Raw genomic sequence first — 17,574 nt, forward strand, 5'->3', positions numbered from 1 at the left:
GGGCGTGAGCGGGTGCTGTGCGCGCTGTTCGGCGAGGTGCTGGGCGTCGAGGGTGTCACCATCGACGACAACTTCTTCGCGCTGGGCGGCCACTCGCTGCTGGTCACCCGCCTGGTCAGCCGCATCCGCACCGAACTCGGCAGCGAACTCCCCGTCCGCGCCCTGTTCGACACCCCGACCGTGGCCGGCCTGGCCGGGCGGCTCGACGGCGTCGGCGGTGAGGCGCTCACCCCGCTGCTGCCGCTGCGGCCTACGGGCACCCGCCTCCCGCTGTTCTGCATCCACCCGGGCCTCGCGGTGGGCTGGAGCTACGCCGGCCTGCTGCCGCACCTGCCGGCCGACCTGCCGGTGTACGCCCTCCAGGCCCGCGGGCTGGACGGCACCGGCGATCAACTGCCCTCCTCCGTCGAGGAGATGGCCGCCGACTACCTGGCCACGATCCGCGAGGTCCAGCCGGCCGGCCCGTACCGGCTGCTGGGCTGGTCGTTCGGCGGCATGCTCGCCGCGGCGGTCGCCGCCGGGCTCCGGGAGCAGGGGGCGGAGGTCGAACTGCTCGCGGTGCTCGACGCCTACCCCGACTGGACCGGCGGCCCCGAGGAGGCCCCGGCACCGGCCGCGCGCGGCGAGCGTGCGGAGCTGATCGAGATCCTGGCGGGTCTGGGCATCCTGCCCGAACGCGCCCCGGAGCCCGCACCCGGTGAGGAACCGGCCGCGCCCCGCGACCAGTTCCGGCAGATCCTGCACTCCGCCTACCCGGAACTGGCCGACCTCGACGAGCGCTCGTCCGAGGCCCTGATCGAGGTGCTGCTCAACAACCAGCGGATCGGCGACGCCCACCGCGCACCCGCGTTGGACACCGATGTGCTCCTGGTCGTCGCTCGGCGGACCGAGCCGGCCGACCTGCCGAAGCCGTCCGCCTGGCGGCGGCAGACCTCCGGTGCGGTGGAGGTCCACGGCGTGGACAGCTCGCACGCCGAGCTGATGACCGGCCGGTCCGCGGCGGAGATCGGGCGCGTGCTGACCGCGAGGCTCGGCGGCTGACCCCACTTCTCCACCCGGCGGCCGAACCCCCAACACTCATGGAACGGAAAGACGATGACGTCTCCTGCACGACACCTGATCTCGATCTCCGACCTGGAGGACGACGACCTGCGCCACATCGTGGCCCGGGGCGCGCAGTTCGCCGACGGTGGACAGCCGTACCCGCAGACCCTCGACGGTGACGTCGTCGGCATCTACTTCAAGAGGTCCTCGACCCGTACCCGTACCGCCTTCTCCAGCGGATCGCTGCGCCTGGGCGCCCGGATCGTCACGTACCAGAACGGCGACCTGCAGCTGGCGACCGGCGAGACCCTGGAGGACACCGGCGACATCCTGTCGCGGATGCTCGACGTGCTGGTCGCCCGGACCGCGGAGCCGACCGCGGACCTGCGCGCGCTGGCCGCCCGCGGATCGATGGCGGTGGTCAACGCGATGAGCGCGGAGGAGCACCCGACCCAGGCGCTGACCGATCTGACCGCGCTGCAGCGGCACTTCGGCCGGATCGAGGGCCTGCGGGTGCTCTACCTGGGCGAGGGCAACAACACGGCGTCCGCGCTCGCGCTGGCCCTCAGCCGCTTCCCCGGCACCGAGCTGCACCTGCGCACCCCCGCCGGGTACGGGCTGGACGCCGGCTATCTGGCCGAGGCCGCCAAGCAGGCCGAGGCGTACGGATCCGTGGTCACCGAGCGCCACGACATGGACGGGCTGCCCGAGGGCGTCGACGTCATCTACACCACCCGCTGGCAGACCACCGGGACCACCAAGCCCGACCCGAACTGGCGTGAGGTGTTCGCACCGTTCCAGGTCCGGGCCGAGCTGTGGGCGTCCAGCCCGGACGCCGTCTTCCTGCACGACCTGCCCGCCCACCGCGGCGAGGAGGTCACCGCCGAGGTACTGGACGGGCCCGCCAGCATCGCCTTCTGGCAGGCCGAGCACAAGCTGTACAGCGCCATGGCCGTCCTGGAGTGGTGCGCCCGCGGCCGTACCGCCGAGACCGCGGCACCCGACAACTCCCCGGAGACCCAGGCATGAGCACCACCGACAACCTCACCGCGGCGGCCACGGTGGCCGAGCCCGCGCCGCTGAGCCGCAACCGCGACTTCCGGCTGCTGTGGGCGGGCACCGCGTTCTCCTCGCTCGGCTCGCAGGTCAGCACCTTCGCCTACCCGCTGATCGTGCTCTGGTCCGGCGGCACGGTTGCTCAGGCCGGGCTGACCGGCGCTGCCGCCAGCCTGCCGCAGCTGCTGTTCTCGCTGTTCGCCGGCGTGCTGGTGGACCGGTTCGACCGCCGCCGCCTGATGATCGGCTGCAACGTGGGCCGGGCCGCGGCGCTCGGTGTGCTGGTCGCGACGATGGTCTCCGGGCACGTGATCCTCCCGCTGCTGCTGGCGGTGGCGTTCGCCGAGGCGAGCCTCACCGTCGTGTACAAGCTGGCCGAGCACTCCGCGGTCCGCAACGTGGTCGACCCGGAGCACCTGTCCCAGGCCGTCTCGCAGAACGAGGCGCGGGTCCAGGGCGCCGGACTGCTCGGCCAGCCGCTGGCCGGCGCGCTGTCCTCGGTGCTGGCCTGGCTGCCGCTGCTGTTCACGCTGGTCTCGCACCTGGTGTCGCTGGCCACCCTGTCCGGCATCAAGCGCAAGTTCCAGGTCGAGCGGGACACCGCCGACGAGCCGCGCAACGTGTTCGGCGACATCGCCGACGGCGTCAAGTGGCTCTGGAACCACAAGCAGTTGCGGGCCGCCGCCGCCGTGGTCGCGATCAGCAACATGCTCTTCGAGGTGCTGGTGCTCGGCATGCTGACCACACTGCGCGACACCGGCACCGAGCAGGTCGTGGTCGGCCTGGTGATGGGTGCGGCCGGGGTCGGCGGGGTGGCGGGTGCGCTGAGCACCAACTGGTGGATGGCGCGGCTGCCGCTGCCGGTGATCGTGATCGGCGCCAACGCCGTCTGGACGGTGCTCTTCCCCCTGGTCGTCCTGCTGCACAACCCGCTGCTGTTCGGCCTGGTGATCACCCCGATGTCGTTCATCGGAGCGATGTGGACCATCGCCGTGGTCTCCTTCCAGGTCGAGATCACCCCGGACGACATGCAGGGCCGGATCGCCAGCGTGATCGGCATCGTGGCGTTCGGCACCCTCCCGCTGGGCGCGCTGCTCGGCGGCTACACCCTCCAGGCGTTCGGCTTCCGTGACTCGGTGCTGGCCTGCAGCGCGGTGATGCTGCTGCTCACCCTGGCCGCCGCGGCGAGCCCCTCGCTGCGCCGGATCGGCTCCGAGCTGCGCGAGCGCGCCGCCGCCGAGGCCGCGGCCGAGGCAGCCGCCGAGACCACCTCCGAGGCGCCCGCCGTGCCGGCCGCCGAGGACCGTACCCCGACCCCGACCCCCGCAGGGAAGTGACCACGCCATGACCGACCTGATCCAGTCGACCGCGCGGCACGCCCGCGAGATCCCCGACCACGAGGCCGTCGTCTTCGTCAGCGGCTACGGCGAGGACGCCGTCACCCGCACCCTGACCTACGGCCAACTGGCCCAGGACGCCCAGTCGGTGGCCGCCGAGCTGCGTCTGCACTGCGAACCCGGCGACCGGGTGCTGCTGCTCTTCCCGACCGGCCTGGAGTTCGTCAAGGGCTTCCTCGGCTGTCTGTACGCCGGCCTGGTACCGGTGCCGGTCCCGCTGCCCGGCCGTGGCTCCGGCCAGCGCCGCCGCACCACCGGCGTCCTCCAGGACTGCGGCGCGACCGCCGTCCTGACCGACACCGCCACCCACCCGGAGGTCGCGGACTGGCTGGAGCAGGAGGAGCAGTCGCACGTCCGCACCGTCGTCACCGAGGCCGCGCCGCCGGTCGCCCCGGACCGGTACGCGTGGCCCGCCCCCGCGCCGGAGCAGCTCGCCTTCCTGCAGTACACCTCCGGCTCGACCAGCGACCCCAAGGGCGTCATGGTCGGCCACGGCAACCTCGACCACAACTTCGGCGAACTGCGCGCCCTGCTCGACGTCGGCCCCGGCTCCACCGTCTGCAGCTGGCTGCCGCTCTTCCACGACATGGGCCTGATCGCCGCCCTGCTGCTGCCGCTCGACAGCGGCCTGCGGACCGTGCTGATGCCGCCGACCGACTTCGTCCGCCGCCCGTACGCCTGGCTGGAGCTGATCCACACCTACCGGGCGACCCACAGCTACGCGCCGAACTTCGGCTACAACCTGGCAGCCCGCACCGTCACCGACGAACTGCTGTCCCGGCTCGACCTGTCCGCCTGGCGCTGCGCCGCCAACGGCGCCGAACCGGTCCACGCGCAGACCATGGACCTGTTCGCGAAGCGGCTCGCCCCCACCGGCTTCCGGGCCGACGCGATGCGCCCGGCGTACGGCCTGGCGGAGGCCACCCTCGGGGTGACCGCCACCCCCGTCGGCCACGAGCCCCGGGTCGCCCTGGTGGACGCGGCCGACCTGGAGCGCAACCGGTTCCGGCCCCGGCCGGACGGCGCGCCGCTGGTCAGCTGCGGCGCCCCGGCGGGCCTCGAGGTACGGATCGTCGACCCGGCGACCCGTCAGGTGCTGGCCGACGGCGAGGTCGGCGAGATCTGGCTGCGCGGCGGCTCGCTCGCACCCGGCTACTGGGAGAAGCCCGAGGTCAACGCCGAGGTCTTCGACGTCGCCACCGCCGACGGCGACCGCGGCCACCTGCGCACCGGCGACCTCGGGGTGCTGCACGAGGGCGAGCTCTACGTCACCGGCCGCATCAAGGACCTGCTGATCGTCAACGGCCGCAACCTCTACCCGCACGACATCGAACGGGAGAGCACCGGCCTGCACCCGGCGTTCGGCGGCCTGACCGCCAGCGTCTTCTCCGTCCCCGGCGGCAGCTCCGGCGAGGACCTGGTGGTGGTCCAGGAGGTCCGCCAGGCCAGGCTCGCCGGCACCGGCCTCGACACCCTGGCGGGCGAGGTCAAGCTCGCGCTCAGCCGCAGCCTCGGCGTCCCCGTCGGCAACGTGGTGCTGCTCAAGCCCGGCAAGGTGCAGCGCACCACCAGCGGCAAGGTGCAGCGCTCCCGGATGCGGCAGCTGTTCGTCGCCGGCGAGCTGGACCCGCTGCACGAGGACCTCGCCCCGCGCACCCGCGACCGGTACCGGCCGGCGGCCGTCACCGAGGACGGGGCGGACGCGTGAAGTACCTGCCGCACGAGCTCGCCGCCGTCTTCGACCGCCGGCTCGGCGACCCGCACGACCCGCTCCAGGCGTTCTCCTACGCCCGCTGCGCGGACCTCGACGAACGCGAGGAGTTTCCCACCGAGATCTGCCGGCTGCTGGACGAACTCGGGCTCGCCCGCCACTACGTGCCCACCACCCACGGTGGCGCGCTGGACAGCTACGAGGACCTCGCCGCGCTGCTGCGCACGGTGGCCCGCCGCGACCTGACGGTGGCCATCGCCCACGTCTCCACCTTCCTCGGCGCCGCCTCCGTGTGGCTGGCCGGCGACCGGGCGCAGGCCGACCGGCTGGCGGCGGAGATCCACGACGGCAGCGTGGTCTCGCTCGCCCTGACGGAGCAGCAGCACGGCAGCGACCTGCTGGCCAACCGGCTCGCCACCGCCGAGGGCGAGAACTGGTACCGGGTCAACGGCGAGAAGTGGCTGATCGGCAACGCCTCGCGCGGCCAGTTCGTCTGCGTGCTCGCCCGCACCGACCCGGCGGGCGGCCCGCGCGGCTTCAGCCTGCTGCTGATCGACAAGCGGCAGCTGGCCCCCGGCAGCTTCCGCTGCCTGCCCGCCGTGCGCACGGTCGGCATCCGGGGCGCCGACATCAGCGGCATCGAGTTCACCGAGGCCGAGATCCCCGCCACCGCCGTGGTCGGCGAGGCCGGCACCGGCCTGGAGACGGTCCTGAAGATCCTCCAGCTGACCCGCAGCCTGTGCGGGCCGCTGTCGCTGGGCACCGGCGACCACGCGCTGCGCCTGGCCGTCCGCTACAGCCTGGACCACCTCGGCCCGGCCGACGGCAGCCCCACCGCGGACCGGCGGCTCACCGAGGCCTACGCCGACCTGCTGGTCGCCGAGGCCGTCACGCTGGCCGGGATCCGCTCCATCCACGCGCTCACCGGCGAGCTCAGCGTGGTCTCGGCGGCCGTCAAGTGCTTCGTGCCGCACACCGTCGAGCAGCTGATCGCCGACCTGGGCACCGCGCTCGGCGCCGGGGTCTTCCTCAGCCGCTCCTACCTGCACGGCGCGTTCCAGAAGCTGGAACGCGACCACCACATCATGAGCATCTTCGACGGCAACACCTTCGTGAACCTCAACGCACTGATCAACCAGTTCCCGCAGCTGGCCGTCGGCCACCGGCGCCGCAAGGTCGACGAGAGCGGCCTGGCCGCCGCCGTCGACCTGCAGGCCGAGCTGCCGCCGCACGACGGCGCAGCCCTGGAACTGATCTCGCGCACCGGCAGCAGCCTGGTGCAGAGCCTCCCCGCCGCTCTCACCGAACTCACCGAGCTGGCCGCCCGGCGCGCCGTCCCGGCCGCCGTCGGCCGGTACGCGGACGAACTGCGGGAGATCACCGACGAGCTGCACGCCGCGATGGCCGACCACCGGCCCTCGGCCCGGGACGTGCCGCCCGGCGCGTTCGACCTGGCCCGCCGCTGGACCCAGGTGTTCGCCGCGGCGGCCTGCGTCCAGCTGTGGCTGCGCAACCGCGACGCGGCGGCCGACTCGCCGACCGCCGCGCTGTGGGCCGACGGCCTCTGGCTGGAGGCCGGCCTGGCCCGGCTGCTGGCCAAGCTGCGCCCGGGCGTGGTCCGCGACGGCGCGGTCTTCGACCGCCTCTCCGACCGGCTCCACGGGCAGTACCGGGACGGCGAGTTGTTCTCGCTGCTGCACAGCCGGATGGAGGAGACGGTATGAGCGAGCACCTTTCCACCCGTCCCCGCACCGCCCGGCTGGAGGCCCTGCTCGGCGACCCGCTCGCCCCGGGCAACCCGCTCGGCCTGGACGCCGTGGTGGCCGCCGACGAACGCGCCGAACTGCCCGCCGCCGGCGTGCGGGCCCTGGACACCTACGGCTTCAACGCCGAGCTGGTGCCCGCGGCCCTCGGCGGCCGGCTCACCCGGGCCGACGAACTCGCCGAGGCGTTCCGCACCGTCGCCCGCCGCGACCTCGGCCTCGCCGCCGGGTACGGCCTCGGCAGCCTCACCGCCGGCCTGCACGTGTGGCGCAGCGGCAACCCCGGCCAGCAGGCGGCCCTCGCCGCCCTGCTGCTCGGGGACCGCCGGGTCGCCACCGCGCACGCCGCACCCGGCGCGGGCCTGCGCGCCACCCGCGACGGCGGTGAGCTGGTGGTCTCCGGCAGCGAACACCTGGTCGGCGATCCGGCCGCCGCCGAGGCGATCCTGCTGCCCGTCACCCTCGACGGGGGCACCGCCCACCTGCTGCTTCCCGCCGACCCCGGCCTCACCGTCTCCCCGCCGCACAGCGGCACCGGCCTGCGCGGCTGCCGGTTCAGCGCGGTCCGCGCCGACGGCCTGCGGGTCTCCGCGGACCGCCTGGTCGGCACGGACGGCGCCGGCCGGGCCGACGCCGCGGCCGTGCGGCGGATCACCGGTACCGTCGTCGCCTCCGCCCTGGCCGGCGTGCTGGACACCGAGCTGCGCACCGCGCTGTCCTTCGCCGACGAGCGGATCCTGTACGGCCGGCCCGTCACCGGCCTGCCGAGCGCCCGCGCGCTGCTCGCCGACGCGTTCCTGGACCTGCTGATCGCGGACTGCTGCACCACCGTCGCCGCCCGTGCCCTGCACCTGCACCCCGGCCGCGCCACCTACCAGAGCACCGCCCAGCACCTGGTGGCCGGCCTGGTACGGGACGCCGTCCACCAGCTGTCGCTGCTCCTGGGGGCCCGCTCGTACCTGCGGGAGGGCCCGCACGCGGTGTTCCAGAAGCACCTGCGGGACCGGACGGCGCTGGCGGCGCTGCACGGCTCACCGCCGCCCGCCGCACCGCCGGCCGGGCCCGCCGAGGAGCCGCTGACGGCCCTGTTCGAGGCGGCCGGGCAGCTGCCCGCGCTGGACCTGGCGCTGATCGGTCCGGCGGCCACCGGGCCCGACGCACTGGCCGCCACCCTCGGCGCCCTGCCCGCGGAGCTGGCCGACCGGCACCCCGAACTCGTCGCCCTGGCGGCGCCGCTGGCCGGGGACCCGGGCGGTACCGGGTTCGCCGCCGCGGCCTGCCTGCGGCTCTGGTGGCACGGACACGCCGGCCGGGACGGCTTCCTCGGCCGGCCCGACTGGATCCACGCCGCACTCCACCGCCTCGCCGCACGCACCGGACGCCCGGCGGTCCCCGCCGCCGCGGACCGCGACCCGCTGCTCCTCGAGGAGCTGCGCACCCGCCTCCAGCAGGGCCGCACCTTCGACCTGGCCGACCGTCCGCCCGCGCGCTGACCGGCACCGTCCGCCCGACCCACCGACCCGTCACCGACCCGACCCACCAAGAACGGCAGGAACCCCGACATGCCCGAGACCACCATCGACACCTCCGCCGAGGCCATCGCCGAGTGGCTGACCGGCCGCGTCGCCTACTACCTCGACCGGCCCGTCACCGAGCTGCGGCCCGACGTCAAGCTGGTCGAGTACGGCCTCGACTCGGTCTACGGGATGAGCCTGATCACCGAGATCGAGGACCGCTTCGACCTGGAGCTGGAGTCCACCCTGGCCTGGGACCATCCGACCATCGCCGCCATCACCGGCTACCTGCACGGCCTCGTGGGGCAGCGTTGACCGCCGGCCCGGCCGGGCACGAGGTCTCGCTCGGCCAGGAGGCCCTGTGGTTCCTGCAGCGCCTGGCCCCCGCCAGCCCGGCCTACAACGTCGCGATGGCGGTCCGGATCCGCCAGGCCGTCGACGACGACGCCCTGCGGCGCGCCGCCGCCGCCGTCGCCGACCGGCACGAACTGCTGCGCTCGCGCTTCACCGAACGCGACGGGCGCCCCCGCCGGAGCACCGTCGGCGCGCTGCCCGGCCTGCTGGAGATCCGCGAGGTGCCCGGCGCGAGCGACGAGGAGCTGAACGCCGCCGCCCGGCAGACGGTCGCCCGGCCCTTCGACCTGACCGAGGCGGGCCCGGTCCGGATCCTGCTGCTGCGCCGCGCCGCCGAGGACTCCGTGCTGCTGCTGGCCGCCCACCACGCGGTCACCGACGGCGCGTCCCAGGTCATCGTCCTGGAGGACCTGCTGACGGCCTACGCCGCCGAGGTCCGGGGCGCGGCGCCCGGCTGGCCGCAGCCGCTGCGCCCGTATCAGGAGTACGTCACCGCGGAGCGGGAGCTGCTGGACTCGCCCCGCCGGGCCGAACTCGCCGACCACTGGCGGCAGGTGTGCGCCGGGGCGCCGTCCGCACTGGAACTGCCCACCGACCGGCCGCGTCCGGCCCGCAAGCGGTTCACCGGGGCGAGCCGGGACTTCCGGCTGCCCGAGGAGCTGGCCCGCGCCCTGCGGCCGGCCGCGGCGGCCGCCGGGGTGACCCCGTTCGTGCTGCTGTTCGGCGCGTTCCAGGCCCTGCTGTACCGGTGGAGCGCCCAGCCGGACTTCCTGGTCGGCTACGCCGTCAGCACCCGGCCCGAACGCGCCATGCGCAACACGGCCGGCTACTTCGTCAACACCCTGCCCTGCCGGGCCGACTTCGGGGCGGCCGACCTGACGTACCGGCAGCTCATGGCGCAGGTCTCCGGTCAGCTCCGGCAGGGCCTGGCCCACCGCGACCTGCCGCTGCCGCTGCTGCCGGCCGAACTCGGCCTGCCGCACGACCCCAGCCGCACCCCGGTGTTCCAGAGCATGTTCAGCCTGATCACCGCGACCCGGTTCCAGCCGCTGCTGGAACTGCTCGCCCCCGAGGACCATGCCAAGTCCGAACTGGTCCACCACGGACTGCGGTTGACCGGCTTCGACCTGCCGCAGCAGGAGGGCCAGTTCGACCTGAGCGCCGAGGTGCTGCAGACCGACGCGGCGGTCAAGGTGGCGTTCAAGTACGACACCGACCTGTTCGACCCGGCCACCGTGGACCGGATGGCCGGCCACTACCGGCTGCTGCTGGCCGCCGCGGTCGCCGACCCGGACCAGCCGGTCCGGCGGACCGAGCTGGTCACGGCGGCCGAGCGGGAGACCCTGCTCTCGTTCGCCACGGCCGCCTGGTAGCCCCGGGCACCGCGACCCGGGCACCACCGCCACGACCTGGGGGCCGGGCCGCGCGGGTCGACGACGACCCGCGCCCCGGCACCGCGTGCCCCACGCCTCTCGCGCACCCGCGGCACCACCGGCGGGCGAAGCCGCCCGGGGCGTCCTCCCACACCGTCACACACGACTGGAGAAACGGCGTTATGCCAGCACAGAACGGTCACCAGGACTGCACCGTGTCGACGATGCCACGGCCTGCCGCGTGTCCGCCGGCTGCGCCGGACGTTCTCGACCCGGTGGCGGACGGCCTCCCGGCCCCGGTCGGATCCGGCGGTACGGCCGGCGCGCTGCGCGCCCGGCTGGCCGTGCTGGCCGCCACCTTCGCCGAGACCCCGCTGGTGCGGATCGAGGACGACGCGGTGGACCTCCACGCCAAGCTGGAGTACTGCAACCCGAACGGCAGCTCGAAGGACCGCTCGGCGTTCTGGATCCTCAAGGGAGCCGTCGAACGCGGCGAGATCACCGCCGAGACCACCGTGGTGGAGTCGTCCTCCGGCAACTTCGCCATCTCGATGGCCGCCTTCTGCCGCACCCTCGGCATCCGCTTCGTGCCGGTGATCGACCCCAACTGCAACCAGCTCACCGAGGCCTACCTCGGCATCATGTGCGACCGGGTGGAGAAGGTCACCGAGCGCGACCCCAGCGGCGGCTACCTGACCACCCGCCTGGACCGGGTCAAGCAGCTGCAGACCGAGTACCGGCACGTCTACTGGCCCAACCAGTACGCCAACGAGGACGCCCTGCTCGCGCACTACCGGACGACCGGCGGCGAACTCTGCGCCGCCCTGCCGAAACTGGACTACGTCTTCCTGGGCGTCAGCACCGGCGGCACCATCGCCGGCGTCTCCCGGCGGGTCAAGGAGGAGCACCCCTCGGCGACCGTGGTCGCCGTCGACGCCGCCGGATCGGCGATCTTCGGCCAGCCGCCGCAGGCCCGGCTGCTGCCCGGCCTCGGCTCCAGCCTGGTGCCGCCGCTGTGCGACCGCGCGCTGATCGACGACGTGGTCATCGTCCCCGAACCGGCCGCCGTCCAGGGCTGCCTGGAACTGGTCCGCCGGCACGGCCTTTACACCGGCGGCTCCACCGGCAGCGTGTACGCCGCCATCCGCCACTACTTCGGCCGCCGCCCGGCCGGCGGCGCCCGGCCGACCGTCGCCTTCCTGTGCGCCGACCGCGGCACCGCGTACGCGGAGACCGTGTACGACGCCGACTGGGTCGCCCGGTCCTTCGCCGACCGGCCCGTCCCCGACGGCTGGCCGGGTGCCGCCCTGCCGTCGGCGCTCTGACCCCGGCCGCACCCACCCGGACCCACCCGCACCGTCCCGATCCACCCCGATCCACCCGCGCCACCCGACACGTTGAGGAGCACCACCCGTGACCGACACCCCGAGCACCCCGCTCACCCTGCCCCAGCTGCGCGTCCTGACCGGCGCGGACGTGCTGCGCCAGGTCGAGGGGAACCGCGCCACCTGCGTGGACGTGGTCCGCCGCGCGTACGTCACGCACGCGGCCGGCCGGAGCGTCAACCCGGAGAGCGCGTTCCTGCGCTTCCCGCACAAGCCGAACTCGCGGATCATCTCGCTGCCGGCCTACCTGGGCGGCGAGTTCGAGGTGGCGGGCATCAAGTGGATCGCCAGCTTCCCGGACAACCCGGCCCGCGGCATCCCGCGCGCCTCGGCCGTGCTGCTGCTCAACGACACCGAGAGCGGCTACCCGATCGCCGCGATGGAGTCCTCGGTGATCTCCGCCAGCCGTACCGCGGCCTCCGCCGTGCTGGGCGCCGAGGCCCTGGTGGGCGGGCGCCGGGTGGAGCGGATCGGCCTGGTCGGCGCGGGGCTGATCGGCGGCCACGTGTGGAAGTTCCTGCGCGACCTCAACTGGCAGTTCGGCGGCTTCCGGATCTTCGACCTGGACCGCGCGCACGCCGAGCGGTTCGCGCAGACCCTCAAGGCGGACGGCGTCCAGGACGTCGAGGTGGTCGAGGAGGCGGCCGGCGCCTTCACCGACTGCGACCTGGTGATCCTCACCACCGTCGCCGGGGAGCCGCACCTGACCGACCCCGCCCTGCTCGCCCACGCCCCCGTCGTCCTGCACCTGTCGCTGCGTGACCTGGCTCCCGAACTGATCCTGGGCGCCCAGAACTTCACCGACGACATCGACCACGCGGTCCGCGAGCGGACCTCCCTGCACCTGGCCGAACAGCTGGTCGGGCACCGGGACTTCGTCCACGGCACCATCGCCGACCTGCTGGCCGGCACGGTCAGCCGCGACCCGGAGCGGGCGGCCGTGTTCTCCCCGTTCGGCCTGGGCGTACTGGACCTGGCGGTCGGCAAGTGGGTGCACGACGCGGTCCTCGCGGCCGACGGCGGCCAGCAGGTGCCGGACTTCTACGGCGAGGCCGTGCGCTGACCCGCCGGCCGGCAGGGCAGACTGGCCGCCATGCAGATCCGCATCGAGGCCACCGCCCTGCCGGGCCGCCACTGCCCGGCCGGCCCCGGCTTCCCGGGCGCGAGCGACATCCACGTGGGCGTGCAGCGCAAGGACCGCCCGGCCGAACTGCTCGGCCTGCTGCCCGCCGACGCGCCGTCCGCCGTCTGGACCCTGGACTGCACCGCCGTCCCGGGGCCGGACGGCATCGCGCTGCGCGGCCCGTACCTGCAGAACCGGCTCGGCGGCCGGTTCGTGTACCTGTCCTGGCTGGCCGCGGACGGCGCGGGCGGGCTGGCGATGTTCCGCCGGGCCAAGCTGATGCTCGACGCCGTGACCCCCGCGACGCTGGCCGCCGCCGTCGAGGGCGGCCGGCTCACCGCCCGGCTGGGGCTCACCGACTCAGCCGGGCTGCCGCTGTGCGCGGCGGTCCGGCCGCCGCTGATCAGCTGGAGCGCCGGTCCGGACCCGGCCTGAACAGGCCCGTGGACCTGCTCAGGCCACCCCGCGCGGCCGGAACTGGATGCTGATCCGCGGCCCCACCGGGCGCGCCGTCTTCGGCACCGCGTGCTCCCAGGTGCGCTGGCACGAGCCGCCCATCACCAGCAGATCACCGTGCCCGAGCGCCTGGCGCACCGTGCCGCCGCCGCCGCCGAACCGCGGGCGCAGCAGCAGCGGCCGGGGCTCGCCCACCGACACGATCGCGACCATGGTGTTCTCGTGCTCGCCGCGCCCGATCCGGTCGCCGTGCCAGGCCACGCTGTCCCGCCCGTCCCGGTAGTAGCACAGCCCGGCACTGACGAACGGCTCCCGCAGCTCCCGCGCGTAGTGCGCGTCGAGCGCCGCCCTGGCCCGGCCCAGCACCGGGTGCGGCAGCGGTTCGCCCTCCCGGTAGTGCGCCAGCAGCCGCGGCACCGCCACCACCCGCTCGTACATCTGCCGCCGCTCCGCGTGCCAGGGCACCTGCGCGGCCAGCACCTCGAACAGCGCGTCCGCCCCGGTCAGCCACCCCGGCAGCAGATCGATCCACGCGCCGTCCCCGAGCACCGTGCGCCGCACGCCGTCCAGCCGCCGCAGCCCGATCTCCTCGGCCGCGTCGAACAGCGAAGCCTGCACGTGGACGCCCATGGCAGCCAGCATACGCCCGCTATCGAACACCTGAGCGAATAGGTGGGCGGGGCCCGGCCGGGACGGCCGGACCTCGCGTGGGTCAGGCGTCCGCGGCGTCCGCGGCGGCGAGCCCGGAGACCTTGACGGCCTCGGTGGCCTCCGTGGCCTCCGTGGTGCCGGCATCCTCGGGCTCCCAGCGCAGCAGGTCGCCCGGCTGGCACTCGAGCACCTCGCAGAGCGCGGCGAGGGTCCTGAAGCGGACCGCCTTGGCGCGGCCGTTCTTGAGCACCGCCAGGTTGGCGGGGGTGATCCCCACGCGGTCCGCGAGCTCGCCCACGGACATCTTCCGCCGGGCCAGCATCACGTCGATGTCGACGGCGATCGGCATCAGATCACCTCGTCCAGCTCGGCCTGCAACTGCGTCGCCTCGACGTCGCGCGCGACGGCCTGGGTGAGCAGCATCCGCAGCACCAGCACGACCAGCGCGACCCCCAGGATGGCCACGCCGATCCCGGCCATGATCACGGTGACGCCCGGGTCCTCCCGCTGGCCCGGCGCGTTGATGGCCGTGACCGCGAACCACACGAGGGCGGCCGCCACGATCGAGCCGATCACGCCGTTCACGTACCGGAAGGCGGTGGGGGAGAACACCGTTCCACGGCGCACCATCGCCACCAGCCGCCAGATGCAGACCAGGGCGACCTGGGCCGACGCCATCCCCAGGATCGTGACCAGCCGCAGCGGGGTCAGCGGGAGCGACCCGTCCTCCGGATCGGTGGCCAGCGCCCACACCAGGCCCGCCTGGACGAACACGGTGCCGGCCAGCACCACCGCGAGCACGGCGCGCAGTGCACGCACGGTCAGTTTTCCCATGGCCCATCCCTCCATCGAGTTGCGATGGGAATCTATCGAATCTCGATAGGTGATGTAAAGGCGGAGGAGGGGCGGGACCGCGTACGCTCACCCCCGTGCCCCGCCATCCGAAGAAGCCGCGCCGATTGGTCGCGGACGGCCGTACGTACCTGTGGACGCTCCGCCACCGCCACCGGGTACTGGACAGCGGCCGGTCCGCCGACTGCCGCGAGACCCTCACGCTGTACCCGCAGCCGCCCGGCAGCGGCGGCCCGCTGCGCATCGTCTTCGTGTCCGGCCCCGACCGGTACGTCCCGGGCGGCGCCCCCTTCGGATCGGGCGACGTCGGATTCACCCGCGGCGCCGGCCTGAACCTGCACGAACCTGGCGCCGTCCGGGCCCTCCTCGACGCGGCGTCCGCCGCCGGATGGCACCCGGCCGAACCGCACGCCGTGGAACTGGACGGCTGGACCCTCCTCGAGCCGGCAGCCGCCGCCCAGCCCGCGCAAACCGGCGGCCCCGCGGGCCCGTAGCGCCCGGGCGCGGGGCCGCCTCGCGTGGGTGGCGCCGCCTCAGCCCGGTACCCCCGCCGGGAGGCCGCGCTCCGGGCGGGGGTCGCGGTCCGCGGCCTCCGCCGCCCTGAGCAGCAGCACCAGCTCGTCGCGGGCGCGTGCCAGACGGGAACGGACGGTCCCGACCGGGCAGCCGCAGACGGCGGCCGCCTCCTGGTAGCTATAGCCCAGCACCTGGGTCAGCACGAACACCTCGCGCCGGTCCACCGACACCCGGGCGAGCAGGTCGGCCAGCGCGACGCCCTCCTCGAAACCGCCGGGCGGCGCGGGGCGACGGTCGACCGCGTCCTCCCAGTCCGCCAGCCCGGCGTTGCGCGGCCGGACGGCCGAACGGCGGTAGCGGTCCACCACGGTGCGGCGGGCGATCGAGAGCAGCCAGGTGCGCGCGGAGGCCCGGCCGGTGAAGGTCGGCAGGCTGCGCAGGGCGCGCAGAAAGGTCTCCTGGGCCAAGTCGTCCGCCGAGTCGGGGTCGGCGAGGTGGGCCACGAACCGCCACACGTCCCGCTGGGTGGCCCGGACGAAGTCCTCGACGGCGTGGCGGTCGCCGCTGCCGCCCGCCAGGGCGAGTTCGGTCAGGCGGTCGTCGGTCGGCCGATCGTCGTTGAGGGGGGCCGCGGCGGCGTTCACCGGCGGCCTCCCGCACGGCGGGGGCGGCGTGATCGACGGCCCGGTGCGTACGGGACGATGGACGCATGAGATGCCCGGACCACCGTGCCACCACCGCAGCCGACGCCGACCCGGCGGACGGGACGCCCGGTGACGGCTGTCCGGAGTGCGAGGAGTGGCAGCGTGCCGCGGCCCGTCTGCGTGAGCTGGCCGGGCAGGCGCCGGGGCCGTCCGAGAGCTGGACGGGCGGGCTGATGGCCCGCCTGGACGAGGCGCTGGCCGCAGCCCCGCAGGAGACGCCGGCCGAGGGGCAATCGGGCGGGCCGTGCAGCGCGGGGTGAGCGGGCCCGTGGAGGTCTCGGTCGTGCGTCCGGCTCGGTGAGTACCGGCTCCGTGAGTACCAGCTCGGTGCGGGGCGGTCGGGCAGCCGGAAGGCTGACTGTCATGGCGGTGTCCTGAAGGCAGGGGAGAGGTCGGACCCGCACTGGCCGGCGTCCCGGGGCCCGGTCAGGGCCCGGACGCCGGACCTGCCGCCGACCGGCGCCGCTCGGCCTCTACGGCTTGCGGCGTCGGGTACGGCGGGCGCGGTGCGGCAGGCCCCGGACGCGTACGTGCGCAGGGGCGACCGGCCCACCACCCGGACCGCCGACCGGTGTTCCGGTCAGCAGCGCGGTCGGTCCGCGGCCGCCAGGGGGGCGGCCCGCGGCGCGGGTGGCGGGAGCGTCACAGCAGGACGAGCGGTGGCGGGCCGCGCCGCACCACCACGTGCAGCAGGACCGGTTCGGCGGTCGGTCTCTCCCGCCGCCGCGGCCGGCAGCGCGGCCCGGCCGGCCGTACGGTCGGCGGGAGCAGCAGCAGGACCGGCACCACCGCAGCCGCCAGGGCCAGCAGCAACCGGCCGAGCCCGGCGACGGCGGCATCGCCGTGACAGAACAGCACGGCGCACGCGAGCGCGGCCAGCAGGTGCGCGGCGACCATGCCGAGCGAGGCGACACCGGCCAGGGTCAGGCCGTCACCGAGCGTCCAGCCCGAGTGCGCCATACCGGCCATGCCCGCCATGCCCGCCACGCCTCCCGGGCCGGCCGTACCGCTCAGGCCGCCGGTCCCGGCCAGGTCTGCTGCCCCGGACGCGGTCGTCGCCAGCCCGTGTGCGCCGTGGGCCATCGTCAGAACGGCCCCCTGCCCGGACCGGAGTGCGGGCAGGACAGCGGGATCCAGGCCGGCCGCGCGGGCCAGTTCCTCGGGGTCGATCCGGCCGCTGACCGGACCGGCCTCGCAGAGCAGCAGGGAGACCCAGTCCGGCTTGGCGACCGGCATCACCGGCGTCCGCTGGATGGTGTCGAACAGTTGGTGCAACCCGCCCTGGAGCGCCACCATCCACCCGGTGACCGCGAGCGGGCCGCGGCGCTGACCGGCCAGCAGCCAGGAGCAGCCCAGGATGCCCGCGAACGCCAGCACGAGCCAGGACGAAGGCAGCTCGGCCGTCGTCATACTGGCGTGCGCGCAGGCGGCCAACGCCACGCACAGGGCGGCGAAGACCCCTGAGCGGATCACGCGGGGCAGTCGGGCAGTCACAGTGTCCGCCATCGTGCCACCCCCGCCGGTCGGCGTCGAAACCCCCGGGGGGTACCCGTGCGGTCGGAGGCTCGCTTTCACGCCAACCCACGCCAACCCACGCCGCCTCCCGGCCGCCCCCACGCCTCCGCCCGGCCGGCCATCGGAGCGGAGCGCCGGGATCCCGCACCCGCCACCACCT

The 17,574-nt window shown here is 74.7% G+C and carries 18 protein-coding genes; 13 read left to right on the forward strand and 5 right to left on the reverse strand.

Annotation, left to right across the window (positions count from 1 at the left end):
• The 11 genes from AB0D08_RS07400 to AB0D08_RS07450 form a co-directional block, all read left to right on the forward strand.
• Positions 1-1,041: alpha/beta fold hydrolase (locus AB0D08_RS07400; RefSeq protein WP_359886809.1), on the forward strand; the 1,041-nt coding region annotated here is incomplete at its 5' end.
• A 54-nt stretch (positions 1,042-1,095) separates the two neighbouring features.
• A complete protein-coding gene (locus AB0D08_RS07405; protein WP_359886812.1) occupies positions 1,096-2,073 on the forward strand; it encodes an ornithine carbamoyltransferase in 978 nt (325 codons plus the stop codon).
• Positions 2,070-3,437 (forward strand): MFS transporter, encoded by a 1,368-nt coding sequence (locus AB0D08_RS07410; protein WP_051812202.1) that lies wholly within the window; start codon positions 2,070-2,072, stop codon positions 3,435-3,437. The genes AB0D08_RS07405 and AB0D08_RS07410 overlap by 4 nt, the downstream gene beginning before the upstream one ends.
• Positions 3,438-3,444: 7 nt before the next feature.
• The gene (locus AB0D08_RS07415) at positions 3,445-5,205 is read left to right on the forward strand and encodes a fatty acyl-AMP ligase (protein ID WP_051812203.1); all 1,761 of its coding nucleotides are present in this window, start codon (positions 3,445-3,447) and stop codon (positions 5,203-5,205) included.
• Entirely contained in the window at positions 5,202-6,932 is a 1,731-nt protein-coding gene (locus tag AB0D08_RS07420) for an acyl-CoA dehydrogenase family protein (protein WP_359886816.1), read from the forward strand. The genes AB0D08_RS07415 and AB0D08_RS07420 overlap by 4 nt, the downstream gene beginning before the upstream one ends.
• Positions 6,929-8,464: an acyl-CoA dehydrogenase family protein gene (locus AB0D08_RS07425; protein WP_359886818.1), complete on the forward strand. Its 1,536-nt coding sequence runs from the start codon at positions 6,929-6,931 to the stop codon at positions 8,462-8,464. Before AB0D08_RS07420 ends, AB0D08_RS07425 begins: the two co-directional genes overlap by 4 nt.
• 69 nt (positions 8,465-8,533) lie before the next feature.
• Positions 8,534-8,800, forward strand: a complete 267-nt coding sequence (locus tag AB0D08_RS07430) for an acyl carrier protein (RefSeq protein ID WP_359886820.1) — start codon at positions 8,534-8,536, stop codon at positions 8,798-8,800.
• Positions 8,797-10,212: a condensation domain-containing protein gene (locus AB0D08_RS07435; protein WP_359886823.1), complete on the forward strand. Its 1,416-nt coding sequence runs from the start codon at positions 8,797-8,799 to the stop codon at positions 10,210-10,212. The genes AB0D08_RS07430 and AB0D08_RS07435 overlap by 4 nt, the downstream gene beginning before the upstream one ends.
• A 224-nt stretch (positions 10,213-10,436) precedes the next feature.
• Entirely contained in the window at positions 10,437-11,537 is a 1,101-nt protein-coding gene (gene sbnA, locus AB0D08_RS07440; RefSeq protein WP_359886824.1) for a 2,3-diaminopropionate biosynthesis protein SbnA, read from the forward strand.
• A gap of 88 nt (positions 11,538-11,625) precedes the next feature.
• Positions 11,626-12,660 (forward strand): 2,3-diaminopropionate biosynthesis protein SbnB, encoded by a 1,035-nt coding sequence (sbnB, locus tag AB0D08_RS07445; RefSeq protein ID WP_082526456.1) that lies wholly within the window; start codon positions 11,626-11,628, stop codon positions 12,658-12,660.
• Positions 12,661-12,690: 30 nt separating this feature from the next.
• The gene (locus AB0D08_RS07450) at positions 12,691-13,155 is read left to right on the forward strand and encodes a DUF5990 family protein (RefSeq protein ID WP_033820006.1); all 465 of its coding nucleotides are present in this window, start codon (positions 12,691-12,693) and stop codon (positions 13,153-13,155) included.
• A gap of 18 nt (positions 13,156-13,173) precedes the next feature.
• On the opposite strand, the gene AB0D08_RS07455 is transcribed toward AB0D08_RS07450, so the two are convergent.
• The 3 genes from AB0D08_RS07455 to AB0D08_RS07465 form a co-directional block, all read right to left on the reverse strand.
• Positions 13,174-13,806: an alpha-ketoglutarate-dependent dioxygenase AlkB gene (locus AB0D08_RS07455; RefSeq protein ID WP_359886828.1), complete on the reverse strand. Its 633-nt coding sequence runs from the start codon at positions 13,804-13,806 to the stop codon at positions 13,174-13,176.
• Positions 13,807-13,888: 82 nt separating this feature from the next.
• Positions 13,889-14,176, reverse strand: coding sequence for a helix-turn-helix transcriptional regulator (locus AB0D08_RS07460; RefSeq protein WP_359886831.1), 288 nt, complete (start codon positions 14,174-14,176; stop codon positions 13,889-13,891).
• Positions 14,176-14,661 (reverse strand): DUF2975 domain-containing protein, encoded by a 486-nt coding sequence (locus AB0D08_RS07465; RefSeq protein WP_033820008.1) that lies wholly within the window; start codon positions 14,659-14,661, stop codon positions 14,176-14,178. Before AB0D08_RS07465 ends, AB0D08_RS07460 begins: the two co-directional genes overlap by 1 nt.
• 95 nt (positions 14,662-14,756) lie before the next feature.
• Here AB0D08_RS07465 and AB0D08_RS07470 point away from each other — a divergent pair, with 95 nt between their 5' ends.
• Positions 14,757-15,173 carry a hypothetical protein gene (locus AB0D08_RS07470; RefSeq protein ID WP_033820009.1) on the forward strand — a complete coding sequence of 139 codons (417 nt, stop codon included), beginning with the start codon at positions 14,757-14,759 and terminating at the stop codon, positions 15,171-15,173.
• Positions 15,174-15,212: 39 nt separating this feature from the next.
• Here the strand turns inward: AB0D08_RS07470 and AB0D08_RS07475 are convergent, their stop codons facing one another.
• Positions 15,213-15,839 (reverse strand): sigma-70 family RNA polymerase sigma factor, encoded by a 627-nt coding sequence (locus AB0D08_RS07475; protein ID WP_051812209.1) that lies wholly within the window; start codon positions 15,837-15,839, stop codon positions 15,213-15,215.
• Positions 15,840-15,904: 65 nt separating this feature from the next.
• Here AB0D08_RS07475 and AB0D08_RS07480 point away from each other — a divergent pair, with 65 nt between their 5' ends.
• Complete coding sequence (locus AB0D08_RS07480; RefSeq protein WP_033820010.1) at positions 15,905-16,159, forward strand: hypothetical protein; 255 nt, start codon at positions 15,905-15,907, stop codon at positions 16,157-16,159.
• 382 nt (positions 16,160-16,541) lie between these two features.
• Here AB0D08_RS07480 and AB0D08_RS07485 read toward each other — a convergent pair whose 3' ends face one another.
• On the reverse strand, positions 16,542-17,372 hold the full coding sequence (locus tag AB0D08_RS07485) for a hypothetical protein (protein ID WP_359886835.1): 831 nt from the start codon (positions 17,370-17,372) through the stop codon (positions 16,542-16,544).
• Positions 17,373-17,574 lie beyond the last annotated feature (202 nt).

The sequence above is a fragment of the Kitasatospora sp. NPDC048540 genome (genome assembly GCF_040651175.1).
Lineage (GTDB): Bacteria > Actinomycetota > Actinomycetes > Streptomycetales > Streptomycetaceae > Kitasatospora.

What these genes read in the sequence shown, in the direction of transcription:
- sbnA (WP_359886824.1), top strand. Translation starts at nt 10,437, where the DNA reads ATGCCACGGCCTGCCGCGTGTCCGCCGGCTGCGCCGGACGTTCTCGAC.
- AB0D08_RS07410 (WP_051812202.1), top strand. Translation starts at nt 2,070, where the DNA reads ATGAGCACCACCGACAACCTCACCGCGGCGGCCACGGTGGCCGAGCCC.
- AB0D08_RS07430 (WP_359886820.1), top strand. Translation starts at nt 8,534, where the DNA reads ATGCCCGAGACCACCATCGACACCTCCGCCGAGGCCATCGCCGAGTGG.
- AB0D08_RS07480 (WP_033820010.1), top strand. Translation starts at nt 15,905, where the DNA reads ATGAGATGCCCGGACCACCGTGCCACCACCGCAGCCGACGCCGACCCG.
- AB0D08_RS07455 (WP_359886828.1), bottom strand. Translation starts at nt 13,806, where the DNA reads ATGGGCGTCCACGTGCAGGCTTCGCTGTTCGACGCGGCCGAGGAGATC.
- AB0D08_RS07460 (WP_359886831.1), bottom strand. Translation starts at nt 14,176, where the DNA reads ATGCCGATCGCCGTCGACATCGACGTGATGCTGGCCCGGCGGAAGATG.
- AB0D08_RS07450 (WP_033820006.1), top strand. Translation starts at nt 12,691, where the DNA reads ATGCAGATCCGCATCGAGGCCACCGCCCTGCCGGGCCGCCACTGCCCG.
- AB0D08_RS07415 (WP_051812203.1), top strand. Translation starts at nt 3,445, where the DNA reads ATGACCGACCTGATCCAGTCGACCGCGCGGCACGCCCGCGAGATCCCC.
- AB0D08_RS07465 (WP_033820008.1), bottom strand. Translation starts at nt 14,661, where the DNA reads ATGGGAAAACTGACCGTGCGTGCACTGCGCGCCGTGCTCGCGGTGGTG.
- AB0D08_RS07405 (WP_359886812.1), top strand. Translation starts at nt 1,096, where the DNA reads ATGACGTCTCCTGCACGACACCTGATCTCGATCTCCGACCTGGAGGAC.
- AB0D08_RS07425 (WP_359886818.1), top strand. Translation starts at nt 6,929, where the DNA reads ATGAGCGAGCACCTTTCCACCCGTCCCCGCACCGCCCGGCTGGAGGCC.